We start from the raw sequence: 14,366 nt of genomic DNA, 5'->3' as shown, positions 1-14,366 counted from the left end.
TGCCATCCAGCACCTTGCCGGGATGAAGGACTCGAAGGTCATCGTCGCCATCAACAAGGACGAGGAGGCGCCGATCTTCCAGGTCGCCGACTACGGCCTTGTCGGCGATCTCTTCGAAATCCTCCCGGAGCTTGAGAAGGCGCTTTAATCAGAATGACGGCGATGGCGGAAGACACCTTCCGCCATCAAACACTCTGGCGCAGCCGAATCCTGCCCGACGAGATGACGATCGGATGTCGTTCAGCGAAATAGTAGAAGTTTAGACGCATGTGCGGAAACTGCCGAGCCACGTCTGTCCCGCATTCCTCTCATTTCACCATTGCTCAGCGGTGATCCAGTCACAAAAGGCGGAGATGATCTTGACCCTCTTATGGGCTCTCGGAACGATGAGATAGAAGCCGGGAACATCCTTCCTGTCCATCGTATCGAGGATATCGAGGCCGAGCGGCGCCACCAGGGTGCCTGCCTTGATATCGGCAAGCGCATCAAGCTTCGAAACAAGCCCGACGCCGATGCCGGAGATGCTGCCCTTGCGCATCGTCGCTGCATCCTGAAACTCGATCTCGCCGGCCATTTCGAGCGAAGGCAAGCCGAGATGCGCCAACACCTTGCGCCAGAGATCGCGTGCCATGACGGGGTGAAGAAGCGTCATGCGGCCGAGATCGGCGGGCGAAGAGATCTGCCTGGCCAGTTCCGGCGAACAGCAAATGATCTTCGGATCGTGCATCAAGAGCTTGACGTCATATTCCTTCCAGTTGCCGAAGCCCCACTGGATGGAAACGTCCACCTCGTCGGCAGCGAAATCGCGGACGTTCACCATCGTCGTCAGGCGGATATCCGCGCCGGGCATGCGCTGGCGAAAACGCTCCAGCCGCTCCATCAGATAGCGCGTGGCGAAATACGGGCTGACATTGATGTTGATACGGTTGCGATAGGTCGAGTTGGTGACGCGGCGGATGCCTTCGGTGAATTCGTCGAAACCCGCCTGGACGAAATGCGAGAGGATGATCGCATGCTCCGTCGGCTCGATGACCCGCGCCTTCCGCTCGAACAGCGGCACATGCAGGGTATCTTCCAGCAGCTTGATCTGCTGGCTGATGGCCTGCGGCGTGACAAGCAGCTCGTCGGCCGCGCTGCGGAACGTCCCCTGCCGCATGACCGCCCAGAACGCGCGCAGCGCATTAAGAGGGGGAAGCCGCGTATGCTGTCCAGCCAAATCACCCTCCGGCAGGCAATATCAAATGACGACCGGCCCCACACATCGTTGGAGCCGGTGGCCGTTATATCACGGCTTTTTCGAGGAACGGACGATTCTCCACAATCCGCTCGTAGCCGACCTCGGTCAGGTCCAGTGTGCGATACTCGCCGTAGGTGATCAACTCGGACACGCCCCGTCCCGTCGCGGGTCCTTGCTGCAGGCCATGGCCGGAAAAGCCGTTCGCAAAAACGAAATTGCGCACCACCGGATGACGGCCGACGATCAGATTGTGATCGAGCGTGTTGAAGTCGTAATGTCCCGCCCACTGGTTCACCACCTTGATCGCCTCGAACTGGGGCGACCGTTCGGCCAGCGCCGGCCAGATGATCTCCTCGAACTCCTCGTAGCGCGGCTCGAAATCGTCCCAATCCGTGGCCGGATCCTCCACCGGCGGGCAGCCCGTCAGGAAGAAGCGGCCCTCGGGCCGGCAGAACACGCCGGACGGATCAATCATCAGCGGAAGCCGCCTCTGGTTGACGGTGGCGGTTCCCTCCGGCGTACGGGCGCAATCGAAGACGAACAGGGTGCGCTTGCGCGGCTCGACCGGAATATCGAGGCCGGCCATGCGGGCCGTCAGCGCGGCGCGCGGACCGGAGGCGTTGACGATCGTGCCGGCCTTGACGACCGCGCCCGATTTCAACGTCACCGACGTCACGGCATCGCCATCCCGGCCGATGGCCACGGCTTCATCCGTGACATAGTCGACGCCCAGCGAGCGGGCCTTGTTCTTGAACCCGTACATCAGGCCCGTATTGTTGAACCAGCCTTCGCCGGAACGGCCGTAGGAGGCGAGTTCGATATCCGCCACGTTGAGATGCGGGAAGGCGTTTGCCAGCTCGTCGCGGTTCCAGAGCACGACATCGGCGCCACAGGAGATCTGCGCCTGATGGTTCTCCCTGAGAACCTGCACCTGCTCCGGCGTGTTGGCGAGGAACAGGTAGCCGCCCGAATGGAAGGCGAGATCCGGCTTGTCGTCGCTGACCTGCATCATCTCGCCGAAATTGCGGATGACCTCGGAGCCGTACTGGCTGATCTTCACGTTGATCGGATTGGAGAACTGCGTGCGGATCGAGGACGACGACAGCGAGGTCGCCGCCTTCAGATAGGTCGGGTCGCGCTCGACGACGAGCACGGACCCGCCGAAATCGGGATTGGCCGCGAGATAATAGGCGACGGCGGAACCGATCACCGCGCCGCCGACGATGACGACGTCATACTGGTCTTTCATTTCGATGCCTCATCATCGGGATGGCCGATATCGACAAACCATCCGCCAAGGTGAACAGTGGAGGGCGCCTTCGGATCGACCGGCGGCTTTTCCGCCTCGACCCCGGCGCGGAAACGCTCCGTGTTATCCTGCGGCACATAACCGATATGGCCGGCCCTGGCATTGTCGACCGGCTTGACGGCATTGTCGGAAAGGCCGAAGCTGATCGTGTGGCCGACGCGCGGCGCCGTCAGGCTGGCGGCGACGAGGCGGATGCAATCCTCGAAGGACAGCCAGGACCAGAGCATGCGCCGGTCGGCCGGCTCCGGGAAGGAGGAGAAGATGCGCAGGCACACGCTCTCCAGTCCGAACTTGTCCCAGTAGAAGCGGCTCAGCGCCTCGACGAAGCATTTGGAAACGCCGTAGAGGCTGTCCGGCCGCACCGGGGCGTCCGTATCGATATGGGCTTCCAGCGTGTGATAGCCGATCGCATGCACGGAGGAGGCATAGACCACGCGCTTGACGCCGCTTTTCCGGGCGGCCTCGTAGATGTGGTAGCTGCCGCGGATATTGGCGTCGAGAATATCCTGCCAGGGCCGTTCCAGCGGAACGCCGCCGAAATGCACGATGGCGTCGACACCCTCGACCGCCTTCGTCACGGCGGCCTCGTCCGCGAGGTCGAAGACCATCGCCTCCTCGTTCGGCTTGAGATCCGTGACCTCGACGATATCGGCAAGCCGCAGCGTGTCGGCGAGGGGCGCAAGGCCCCGGCGCAGTTCCGTGCCGAGCCGGCCCGCCGCACCCGTGATCAGAATGGTCTTGTAGGGTTTGGACATTCTTCGTTCCAATCAGAATTCGAGTTTGGCGACGGCGGCGGCGATGCGCTTCACCGCCTCCGTCAGCACCGCCTCGGAGGTTGCCGTGGAAATGCGGAAGAAGGGCGACAGACCGTAGGCCGTGCCCGGAACCGCCGCCACATGCCCCTCGTCGAGAAGGTATTTCGCGACGGCGACATCGTCTTCCAGGGTCTGCCCGGCGGGGGTTCTGGCGCCGATCAGCGCGGCGCAGCCGATATAGGCATAGAAGGCGCCCTCCGGCGGATCGAGGCTCAGCGCATTGATCTTCGCGATGCCCTCGACCACGAGGTCGCGGCGGCGTTCGAAGGCCGTGCGGAATTCGGCGACGCAATCCTGCGGCCCCTCCAGCGCGGCTCTCGCCGCGATCTGCGCCGGAGCCGAGACGGAAGTGCAGGACTGGCTCTGGATCGTCGCCATCGCCTTGATCAGGTCTTTCGGCCCGGCGGCGTAGCCGACGCGCCAGCCGGTCATGGCATAGGCCTTGGACATGCCATTGACGATCAGCGAGCGGTCGCGCAGTTCCGGGCAGGCCGCGCCGAACGAGACGAAGGCCCGCCCGTCGAAGATGATATGCTCGTAAATCTCGTCCGAGAGGATCATCACCTTCGGATATTTCGTGAGCACCGCGCCGAGCGCCTTGAGCTGCGCCTCGGTATAGACCGCGCCGGAGGGATTGCCCGGCATGTTGAGGAACAGCCAGCGGGTCTTTTCCGTCAGCGCCGCTTCCAGCACCTCGGGCGTCAGGCGAAAGCCGTTCTCCGCCGGGCAGGCCGGGGTGACCGGCACGCCGCCGAAGAGCTTCACCATTTCCGGATAGGAGACGAAGTACGGCGCGGGCAGGATCGCCTCGTCGCCCTCCTCCAGCGTCGCCATCAGCGCATTGAAGATGATCTGCTTGGCGCCGTTGGCGACCGCGATCTCGTCTATGGTGTAGTCGAGGCCATTTTCGTTGCGGAACTTGGCGGCGATGGCTTTGCGCAGGTCCACCGTGCCGAGCGAAGCGGTGTAGAGCATGCGCTCCCGGCGCGCCGCCTCGAAGGCGGCCTCGGTGATGTGGGCGGGCGCCGGGAAATCCGGCTCGCCGAGACCGAGGTCGATCACGTCGATGCCCGTCGCCGCCAGATCCTTGGCGGCCTGCGAGACGGCCATGGAGGCGGAGGGTTTGACGGCGGAAAGCCGGCTGGCGATATGGCTCATCGTTTCTTCTCCGTCACATAACCCTTGGACAGGTCTTCGGCCTTGGCTTCGGCCGGGCGCTCGGCCGGGTTTCCGAAACCGCCGCCACCCGGCAGTTCCAGCACCAGCCGGCGGCCCGCCGGCACATGCTGCCAGCCCTTCGGCCGCAGCTTCGTGCCGTCATCGAGCCTCGCCGAGCCGGGTGCCCCGTCTTCGCCGCCGTCGCGCCCGCGGGCCGGCGTCGCGATGCGGTCGAACATCGCCGAGAAGTCGAATTCATGGTCTTCGGCAGGCGCGATCTCGATGATCTGGCCGAGACCGCCGCGATGCTTGCCGGCACCGCCGGAATCGGGGCGCAGCTCCTTGCGCCAGACGACAATGGGGCCGGTATGCTCGGTCGCCTCAATCGGCATGGTGTGGACGCCCGAGGGAAAGGCCGTCGCGGAAAGGCCGTCGAGGCCGGGGCGCGCGCCCATACCGCCGGAGTTGAACATCAGCACCTCCGCACGCCGGCCGGATGCGCCGGCAACCGGGCGGGCCGAAATATGGATGTTCCACAGGGCCGCCGCCCCTTCGGCAAGGATTTGGCCTGGCAACGCCTTGGCGAGCGCGCCGAGAACGAGGTCCGGCACCATATGGCCGATGACATGGCGCACCGAAACCGGGGCCGGGCGCGGAGCATTGAGAATGTTCGTGGGTGAAGAGACGTTGAAGACGGCGAGAGAGGCCGAATTGTTCGGAATGTCGGGCGCCACCACGCATTTCAGGGCATAGCAAGCATAGGCCTTGGTATAGATCAGCGGCACGTTGATGCCCCAGCGGCTCACGCCGTCCGTGCCGGAGAAATCAACATTGACGCCCGTGTCGGTGATCGAGACCTCGGCCGCGAGGCGGATCGGCACGTCGTAGCCGTCCGTCAGCATGTCGTTCGTCCAGGAACCCTTCGGCAGGCCGGCGATACGCTCCATCGTCGCCGTGTGCGTGCGCGACAGGATGAAATCGCCGAGCGTATCGAGATTGTCGTAGCCGACCTCGTCCAGCATCTCGATCAGCCGCTTGTGGCCGACGTCGTTGCAGGCGGCGAGCGAGTAGAAATCGCCGATCACCTGATTCGGCTCGCGCACATTGAGACGCAAGATCTTCAGGAGGTCCTTGTTCACCGTGCCGCGCTCGGCGAACTTCATGATCGGGATCTGGATGCCTTCCTCATAGACCGACTTGCCATCCGCCCCGAAGCCGCGCCCGCCGACATCGACCACATGGGCCGTGCAGGCGAAGAAGCCGATCAGCTCCTCGCCCTTGAACGAGGGCGAGACCATGGTGATGTCGTGCAGGTGGCCGGTGCCCTTCCACGGATCGTTGGTGACGTAGGTATCGCCCGGATACATCTCCTCGCGCGGGATTTCGGCGATGAAGTGCAGGACCGCCTCGGCCATGGTGTTGACATGGCCGGGCGTGCCGGTGACGGCCTGGGCCAGCATCTCGCCCTTGGCGTTGTAGACGCCGGCCGAAAGATCGCCCGCCTCGCGGACGGAGGTGGAAAACGCCGTGCGCAGTAGCGTCAGCGCCTGCTCCTCGACTACCGAGATCAGGCGGTTCCACATGACCTGCATGCGAATTTCATTGATATCGCTCATGATCAGTGACCCTTGCGCACGAGAAGAATGGTGCCGTCGATCTGGATGACGGCATCGAACGGCGACGTGACGATGGTGGAGGTTTCCCGCTCGACGATGACGGCCGGGCCTGTCACCCGCGTACCGGGCGAAAGCGTATCGCGCGGCACGATCGCCGTTTCCAGCGTCTTGCCGGAGGCGGGATCGAACACGGCCCTCGTCACGGGCGCGGCGGTTGCGGCACCATCGGTTTCAAGCGCGAAGCGTTCGCCTTCCGGGCGGACGTCCTGGGCCTTGACCGACCAGGTGACGAACTCGATTTCCAGGCCTTCGACGGCGCGGCCGAAGAACTGGGCGTAGCGCTCCTTGAAAGCCGCTTCGATCATGACGGTATCCGCCGCGGTGAAGGCGCGGTCGGGCAGAGCCACGGGAATTTCCCAGCCCTGCCCCGCATAGCGCATGAAGGCGGTGATCTCGCGCACGATCGCCCCGTCCGTTCCGGCACGCACGAACCCCTCGGCGGACGCCTTCAGGTCGTCGAGCATGGCGTTGATCGCGCCGGCATCGAACTTCGACAGGCGCATGATCTTCGAGGCCAGGGCCTCATAGCCGAACGGCGCCTTGAGGAAGCCGATGGCCGAGCCGACACCCGCGCCTTGCGGAATGAGGCATTGGTCCACGCCGAGCTTTTCGCAAAGGCGGGCGGCATGCAGGGGTGCTGCGCCGCCGAAGGCGATCATGATGTTCTCGGAAATGTTCTTGCCGTTCTCGACCGCATGGACGCGCGCCGCATTGGCCATGTTCTCGTCCACGACCTCGACGATGCCGAAGGCGGCGGCCTCGGTCGCGAGCTTCAGCTTTCCGCCGACATCGCGTGCGATTGCCGCGCTGGCATTGTCGACCGAAAGCCTGATCTTTCCACCGGCGAAATTATCGGGATCGAGCTTGCCGAGCACCAGATCCGCGTCGGTGATCGCCGGCCGTTCGCCACCGCGCTGGTAGCAGGCGGGGCCGGGCTCGGAGGCCGCCGATTCCGGGCCGGCCTGAATGCGGCCCATGGCATCGACCCAGGCGATGGAGCCGCCGCCCGCACCGATCTCGATCATCTCGATGACAGGGATCGAGATCGGCATGCCCGAGCCCTTGCAGAACCGGTAGGTACGGGCGACCTCGAAGGTGCGCGCCGTATGGGGCTGGTAGTCCTCGATCAGGCAGATCTTCGCCGTCGTGCCGCCCATGTCGTAGGAGACGACACGGTCGAGGCTGAAACGGCGGGCAATGTCGGCGGCGAAGATCGCCCCGCCGGCCGGACCGGATTCGACGAGGCGAACCGGGAATTCGGAAGCCGTCTCCACCGAGATGAGCCCGCCGCCCGAATGGATCATGAAGACCGGGCACTGTGCCCCCATCCCCTTCAGCCGCACCTGCAGGCGCGACAGGTAATCGGCCATCTGCGGACGCACATAGGCATTGGCCGAGACCGTGTTGAACCGTTCGAACTCGCGCATCTGCGGCGAGACTTCCGCCGAGATCGAGATCGGGATCGAGAGTTTCCTCGACAGGATCTCGCGGGCGCGCTCCTCATGCGCCGAGTTCATGTAGGAATGGATGAAGCCGATGGCGACGGCCCCGAAGCCGCGCTCCGCGATGACACCAGCCAAGGCTTCCAGCGCCGCCTCGTCGAGCGGCTGAAGCTCCCGGCCCTGTGCATCGATGCGGCCCTTGACCGGGAAACGATCCTCGCGCGGGATTAGCGGTTTCGGCAGCACGAGGCTGAGATCGTATTGCTCGAAGCGGTTTTCGGTGCGCATCTCGATGACATCGCGAAAACCTTCTGTCGTGACGAGCGCCGTTCGTGCGCCGCGGCGCTCGATGAGCGCGTTGGTGGCGAGCGTCGTGCCGTGGATGACGATGTCGATATCGCCGGGCGAAATGCCCGCATCCCGGACGACGATCTCGATACCGTCGAGAATCGCCTGCTCCGGCGCCGAATAATTGGTCAGCACCTTCGTCGAGAAGAGCTTGCCGCGCACATCGAGCGCGATGTCGGTAAAGGTGCCGCCGATATCGGCGCCGAGGCGGATGTCGTGACGCTGTGTCATGCGGTTTCCTTTGCAGAAAGAGCGGCCTTGCGCATCTGGCTCAGCGTTTGGCGCGGGGTCAACGCCTCGGGAGAAATATCAAGGTCGAGAAGGGCGCCGGTCTTCGATGCGCGCGCGCGCTCGAAGGCGGCCGCGAAGTCCGCCGTCGTTTCCACACGCTCCGCATGGAAGCCGTAAGACTTCGCCAGCGCCACGAAATCCGGATTGACCATCGTCGTGGCGGAAACGCGTTCCGGGTAGTGCCGCTCCTGATGGGCGCGGATCGTGCCGTAGATGCCGTTGTTGATGAGCAGGATGATCGGCTGCGCCTCATGCTGGAGGGCGGTCGCCAGCTCCTGGCAGTTCATCTGGAAGTCGCCGTCGCCGGCAAAGCAGACGACGGTGCGCTCGGGATGGGCGACCTTGGCGGCCACGGCCGCCGGAACGCCATAGCCCATCGCGCCGGATTGCGGGGCGAGAAGCCGGGCCTTCGGCCCGAATTTGAAGAACTTGTTGGGCCAGACCGTGAAATTGCCCGCACCATTGGTCAGGATCACATCGTCAGGCAACACATCGTTTAGAAGCGCCGTGATCTTACCCATGTCGACAGGCGACGGCAGGTCCGGGAGATCGAAGCCCTTTTCGTAGGCCGCGCGCCCCTTGGCCCGCCACTGCCCCCACTCTCCCTTGATCGGTTCGAGCGCGCCCAGCGCCTGCGCAAACGCATTCGGGCCGGCATGGATGCCGAGCGCCGGCCGGTAGACCTTGCCGATCTCCAGATCCGAACCATGGACATGGATGATCTGCTGGCGGGGCTGCGGCACGTCGAACAGCGTGTAACCGTCCGTGGAATTCTCCCCAAAGCGATTGTTGATCGCGAGGATAACGTCAGCGTCGCGCAACAATTCTTTGACGGAGGCGACCATGCCGACGCCGGCCTCGCCACAAAAGGTCGGCGACGCGTTGTCATACTGGTCCTGGTAGCGGAAGACGGAAACGACCGGAATGTCGGACGCTTCGGCGAAATGCCGGACGGCGTCCATCGAACCCTCGGCCCAGTTGCAGCCGCCATAGAGGATGACCGGACGTCTAGCGCCTTCCAGCATCCCGCGCAGGCGCTGCATGGCCGCAGCCGACGGCGCGGGCTCGGCGATCTCGACAGGGCCGGAAAGCGGCGCAGCCTTGGTGAGCGAGGTCAGCATGTCCTCGGGCAGCGCGATCACGATCGGGCCGGGACGGCCCGAAACCGCGAGCGTCCAGGCGCGCGAGAGGATTTCCGGGATGCGCTCGACCTGATCGATCTCGACGGCCCATTTGGCCATGGTGCCGAAGACGGCCTTGTAGTCGACTTCCTGGAACGCTTCGCGGCCCTTCATGTCGGTTCCCACCTGGCCGACGAAGAGGATCATCGGCGCGGAATCCTGCATGGCGGTGTGCACGCCGATCGAGGCATTGGTGGCGCCGGGGCCGCGGGTCACGAAACAGATGCCCGGCTGGCGGGTCAGCTTGCCGTAGGCCGCCGCCATGAACGCGGCACCGCCTTCATTGCGGCACAGGACATAATCGAGGCGTCCGCCGGTATCGTGCAGCGCGTCGAGCACCGCGAGATAGCTTTCCCCCGGCACCCCGAAGCTCTTCGTCGCTCCCAGCGCCAGAAGGCACTCGACGAGCAATTGCCCCCCATTACGTTCCATTTCCATGTTCCTGCCGTTCGATGATGTGGGGTTGAAAACCGGATGCCGACAGCAGCGAAAGGAGCTGCGATCCCATTTGCCGGAAAGGCGGCTTGCCTAAAGCGAGGCGATGGACGAAAACTCCGCTGCCCTGGACTTCGTCGGCGAGCGCGCGCGCAAAGCCGTCGATCGCCCACGCGGCGGCGCGCTCGATCGCATTTTTCATGTCACTGTCTTCACGGCAGATCATGACGAGCGCCCCGCGGCCTCGTTCGATCATAGAGGGAAGGACGGCCCGCGTGACATGCAGCGTTGCGGACAGGTTGACCTCGAGCGCCATATCAATGTCGGCTTCGGCAAGACCGAGAAAACGGGTCTGCTCGGGCCAGCGAAGCGCCGCATGGACAAGGACATCCGGCTCCAGACCTTCCGCGACGAGGCGAACATACTCGCGATCCGTCAGGTCCATCGCCAACGGCAGGATGCCATGCTCACCGCGCATCTCGTCAAGTGCGATACGATCGCGGCCGAGCGCATGCACTTCCCAGCCCTCTCTTGCGAGCGTGGTCGCGATCACGCGTCCGGGAACACGCGTCGCCCCCGTGACAAGTGCTTTCGTCATTACACGATCTCCATGAGGCAAGTTGCACGATGCCTCCGCACGGCGTTGCTTAAAACGAAGAAATTGGCTTCCTTAGACAAGTTCTTCTTGTTTGCGATGAGCCGATCAAGCGCCCGCGTTTGGCGCAGCGCGGTCGGGCAGTCGCGGATTCTGTAACACCGGTCCCCCGGCGGCCATTATCTTTGCCTTGGTACGGAAAGCATCCGCGATGTCGCGCGCGGTGAGCCCGAACTTTTTCCTGAGATAGGACGTCGAGCCGCCCTCCGCAAAAGTATCCCTGACCCCAACCCGCGCGAAAGCGGCGGCGACGCCGACATCCATCAGCAGTTCGGCGACGGCCGACCCCAAACCGCCGATGATCGAATGGTTCTCGGCCGTAACGACGACGCGACTGCGCCTGGCGAGTTCGATTATCGCCGTATCGAGGGGCTTTATCGTCGATACGTTGACCACGCACGGTGCAAAACCGTCGCACGCTAACATTTCCGCAGCTTCCAGCGCGGCATTGACCATGTTGCCAGTTGCCAGCAGGAGACCATCTGTTCCCTCGCGCAGGATATCAATCCTGCCGCGGACGAGCGGCCGGGGTGCGAAGGCGTCTGGCAGAGGAGCAATGTGCCGGGTCATGCGCAGATATACCGGGCCCTCATATGTCAGAGCGGCATCGACGGCGGCGGCCACCTGTTCGGGCCCGCCCGGTTCGATGACCGTCATGTTCGGAAGCGCGCGCATCAGCGCCATATCGTCGATCGCCTGGTGACTGACACCGAGGATTGTCGTAAGGCCCGGGAGGAAACCGACGACCTTTACGTTCAGGTTCGGATAGGCGATCTGCATTGCCACCTGGTCGTAGCAGCGGCGGCTGGCGAAGACGGAAAAGGAATGTAGGAACGGGATGTCGCCGCTTCTTGCCATGCCGCCGGCGACGCCGACCATATTGGCCTCGGCGATGCCAAGGTTGAAGAAGCGTTCCGGCAGCCGATCGCGGAACGGGTCGATCTCGGTCGCCGACGTCAGATCCGCGCCGAGGCACACGATCCTCTCGTTGGCGAGTGCGGCGTCAAGAAGCGCTTGGCCGTAGAGCTTTGGGATCGGCCCATTGACGCCCCGGACGGTGAAGTCGGTGACGGCGAGGTTTTCCGTGGAGGCGTTCATCGGGCTCTCTCCAGTTCCGCAAGCGCCCGCGCGGCGACGTCCGCTGGCAGTTTCATGTTGTGGCCAAAAATACCTTCGAGACTTGGTGCACCCTTGCCGACGAGAGTGCGCGCGAGGATGCAGGTGGGCTTTCCGCTCTCCTGCCGTGCCGTGTCGAGGGCGTCGAGGATAGCGCGCATGTCGTTGCCGTCGATCTCTTCCACCCGCCAGCCGAAGGCCTTCCATTTGTCGGCGGCGGACCCCATCGGCATGACGGTTTCGATATCGCCGTCCGCCTGCATGCGGTTGTCGTCGACGATCAGGCAAAGGTTGGAGAGCCTCCATCCGGCGACCGCCATCGCCGCCTCCCAGACCTGGCCCTCCTGCATCTCGCCGTCGCCGAGCATCACGTAGATGCGGCGGTCCGAGCCGCGACGCCGGGCGGCAGCAGCCATGCCCGCGGCGACCGACAGGCCCTGCCCGAGCGAGCCGCAGGTGGCTTCCACGACCGTGCCGAGCCGCTCGGAGGCGTTGATCTCGAGGGGTGAGCCATCCCTGCAGTAATCAGTGAGCATAGCAGGATGGATCAGGCCGCGCGCGGCGAGCGTCGCGTAAAAGATCGCAGTGTTGTGCGCGGTGGAGAGGACGAAGCGGTCGCGCTCGTCCCAGTCCGGGTTTTCCGGGTCGAGCCGCATCTCGACGAAATAGAGGGCTGCGAAGAGATCCGCAGCACCGAGGCCCTGCTGCACATAGCCTTGGCCTGTGGATGCGACGAGGCGCACGACCTGGCGCCGCAGCTCACGTGCGATCGTCTCCAAAGTATCGATATCGCAGGCCGTTCCCCGAGCTGCAGGAACTGCGTCCATTCCGATCATGCCTAGTCCTCCTCTCTCATCCTGCGATGTAGTAGCCGCCGTTCACGTGCAGCACCTCCCCAGTGATAAAGGCGGAGGCGTCGCTGCAAAGGAAGGCGACAGCGTTCGCGATATCCGTTGGCACTCCGAGACGTCGAAGCGGCGTAGCGTTCAGGATGCGGTCACGTTCCCCGGCGATCTGCTTCATGGCCATGGGCGTCTCAATCACGCCGGGAGAGATTGCATTAACGCGCACGCGCGGAGCCAACTCGAGCGCCAGTGTCTTTGAGAAGCCGAGGACACCTGCCTTCGCCGCCGCATAATGCGCATGATCCCTGTCACCGCGGTGACCAGAGAGGGAGGCGATGTTGACGACCGCGCCGCCGTCTGCAAGCACGCTCACGGCCGCGCGACAGGCGAAGAATACACTGTCCAGATTGACATCGATGGCCCGACGCCACTCTGAGTCGCACATCGAGGCCACCGCTGCGCCCGTATAGAGCCCCGCGCTGTTAACAAGATAGTCGATCTTGCCGAATGCGGCGATGGCCGCTTGTGTCGCCGCCGCCACTTCTTCAGCACGGGTGACGTCGGCCGCCATCCAGCAGACCCGTGCGGCATTGCCTATCTCATTGGCGAGTTGCGTGAGCGGCGTCTCCTCGCGATCTACGAGGAAGACGCTCGCCCCGCAGTTGGCGAATAACTGCGCTATCGCGCAGCCGATGCCACCGCTTGCCCCGTGAAGCAGCAGAGATTTGGATGAGAAGTTAAACATTATGACCCTTTTTCCATACGTGGATGAGTTTCAGCGCCGATCGGTCGAGAGGCGTTTTTCGAGATAGGCGCCGTAGCGCGACAGGCCGAAGACGAAGACGAAGTAGATCGCCGCGACGAAGACGTAGACCTCCGCATAGGCAAAGCTCCATTCGCCGCTGCCGAAGGCGGTGTTGGCGGAGGCGAGGAGCTCGAAGAAGCCGACGATCACCACGATGGAGGTCTCCATGAACGTGATGACGACCTGGTTGATCGTTGCCGGCAAAGCGCTCCGGAAAACCTGCGGCAGCAGGATCAGGGACACGCGATGGCGGTACTTGAGGCCCAGAGACTTCCCGGCTTCGTCCTGCCCCTTCGAGACACCCTGCATCCCGCCCCGGATGATCTCGGCCTGATAGGCGGCAAAGAAGAATGCCGAGCCGAAGATGACGCGGTAGAGCTTCTCCCCGACCAGGAAGCTCGGCAGCATGAAGGGAAGGACCAGTGCGAATGTGAAGAGGATCGAGAGGAGAGGAAGCGAGCGCACCGTGTCGATCACGATCCCGGTGGTGCGAGCAATGACCGGCATCTGCGAATTACGCATGAGAGCGAGGACGATCGCCGCAGGCATGCCGATAACGACCGTGGAGACGAAGACGAAAAGCGTGAGCGAAAGACCGCCCCATTGCTCCTCACGCACCAGCGGGAGGCCGAACACGCCGCCCTTCATGAAGAGGACGAAGGCAACGTAGCCGGCGAGCCAGAGCGCTGACAGGCGCTTTCCCGTCCAGAAGGCCGGCAGGCAGCTCAAGAAAACGGTCAGCACCACGACGATGCAAGCGATCGCCGAACGCCAGTGCTCCTCATAAGGATAGAGGCCGAAGAAGATGAGGCGCCAGCGATTGGCAATGATCGACCAGCAGGCACCGCCAGCCGTCGCGCATTCCGGCTGCCGGGCCGAGGAAGAGAACGTTGCCCGCAGCAGTCCCCAATCCAAGAGTAACCATGCCATGGCTGCAAGCAGGCCTAAGCAGAAGATCGTCAGCAGCGCGGAAGGAATGCTGGAGAAATAGTCGCGGCGTAACTCGCGCAGCAGCGTCCGTGGCAGCGAGGGAGGGGAATCGGTCGCGGCCAT

At 63.8% G+C, this 14,366-nt stretch carries 12 protein-coding genes and 1 pseudogene; 1 reads left to right on the top strand and 12 read right to left on the bottom strand.

Annotated elements, in window-relative coordinates:
- A pseudogene (locus ACZ1A1_RS04405) lies at positions 1–148 on the top strand (electron transfer flavoprotein subunit alpha/FixB family protein); the annotation flags it as partial.
- A 165-nt stretch (positions 149–313) separates the two neighbouring features.
- Here the strand turns inward: ACZ1A1_RS04405 and ACZ1A1_RS04400 are convergent.
- The 12 genes from ACZ1A1_RS04400 to ACZ1A1_RS04345 form a co-directional block, all read right to left on the bottom strand.
- On the bottom strand, positions 314–1,216 hold the full coding sequence (locus tag ACZ1A1_RS04400; protein ID WP_463618937.1) for a LysR substrate-binding domain-containing protein: 903 nt from the start codon (positions 1,214–1,216) through the stop codon (positions 314–316).
- Positions 1,217–1,280: 64 nt separating this feature from the next.
- Positions 1,281–2,486 carry an NAD(P)/FAD-dependent oxidoreductase gene (locus tag ACZ1A1_RS04395; protein ID WP_463618936.1) on the bottom strand — a complete coding sequence of 402 codons (1,206 nt, stop codon included), beginning with the start codon at positions 2,484–2,486 and terminating at the stop codon, positions 1,281–1,283.
- Entirely contained in the window at positions 2,483–3,301 is an 819-nt protein-coding gene (locus ACZ1A1_RS04390; RefSeq protein WP_463618935.1) for an NAD-dependent epimerase/dehydratase family protein, read from the bottom strand. Before ACZ1A1_RS04390 ends, ACZ1A1_RS04395 begins: the two co-directional genes overlap by 4 nt.
- 12 nt (positions 3,302–3,313) lie before the next feature.
- Entirely contained in the window at positions 3,314–4,519 is a 1,206-nt protein-coding gene (locus ACZ1A1_RS04385) for a pyridoxal phosphate-dependent aminotransferase (RefSeq protein ID WP_463618934.1), read from the bottom strand.
- Positions 4,516–6,135 carry a hydantoinase B/oxoprolinase family protein gene (locus tag ACZ1A1_RS04380; RefSeq protein WP_463618933.1) on the bottom strand — a complete coding sequence of 540 codons (1,620 nt, stop codon included), beginning with the start codon at positions 6,133–6,135 and terminating at the stop codon, positions 4,516–4,518. The genes ACZ1A1_RS04385 and ACZ1A1_RS04380 overlap by 4 nt, the downstream gene beginning before the upstream one ends.
- 2 nt (positions 6,136–6,137) lie before the next feature.
- Positions 6,138–8,216 carry a hydantoinase/oxoprolinase family protein gene (locus tag ACZ1A1_RS04375; protein WP_463618932.1) on the bottom strand — a complete coding sequence of 693 codons (2,079 nt, stop codon included), beginning with the start codon at positions 8,214–8,216 and terminating at the stop codon, positions 6,138–6,140.
- Positions 8,213–9,889, bottom strand: a complete 1,677-nt coding sequence (locus ACZ1A1_RS04370; RefSeq protein WP_463618931.1) for a thiamine pyrophosphate-dependent enzyme — start codon at positions 9,887–9,889, stop codon at positions 8,213–8,215. Before ACZ1A1_RS04370 ends, ACZ1A1_RS04375 begins: the two co-directional genes overlap by 4 nt.
- Positions 9,879–10,490 carry an SDR family NAD(P)-dependent oxidoreductase gene (locus ACZ1A1_RS04365; RefSeq protein ID WP_463618930.1) on the bottom strand — a complete coding sequence of 204 codons (612 nt, stop codon included), beginning with the start codon at positions 10,488–10,490 and terminating at the stop codon, positions 9,879–9,881. The genes ACZ1A1_RS04370 and ACZ1A1_RS04365 overlap by 11 nt, the downstream gene beginning before the upstream one ends.
- Positions 10,491–10,595: 105 nt before the next feature.
- Positions 10,596–11,645 carry a transketolase family protein gene (locus ACZ1A1_RS04360; RefSeq protein ID WP_463618929.1) on the bottom strand — a complete coding sequence of 350 codons (1,050 nt, stop codon included), beginning with the start codon at positions 11,643–11,645 and terminating at the stop codon, positions 10,596–10,598.
- On the bottom strand, positions 11,642–12,499 hold the full coding sequence (locus tag ACZ1A1_RS04355; protein WP_463618928.1) for a transketolase: 858 nt from the start codon (positions 12,497–12,499) through the stop codon (positions 11,642–11,644). Before ACZ1A1_RS04355 ends, ACZ1A1_RS04360 begins: the two co-directional genes overlap by 4 nt.
- Positions 12,500–12,515: 16 nt before the next feature.
- Positions 12,516–13,253: an SDR family NAD(P)-dependent oxidoreductase gene (locus ACZ1A1_RS04350; RefSeq protein WP_463618927.1), complete on the bottom strand. Its 738-nt coding sequence runs from the start codon at positions 13,251–13,253 to the stop codon at positions 12,516–12,518.
- A 30-nt stretch (positions 13,254–13,283) separates the two neighbouring features.
- Entirely contained in the window at positions 13,284–14,366 is a 1,083-nt protein-coding gene (locus tag ACZ1A1_RS04345) for an amino acid ABC transporter permease (protein ID WP_463618926.1), read from the bottom strand.

Source organism: Shinella sp. R2-11 (assembly GCF_055330205.1).
This window is presented reverse-complemented; position numbering and strand designations above follow the sequence as displayed.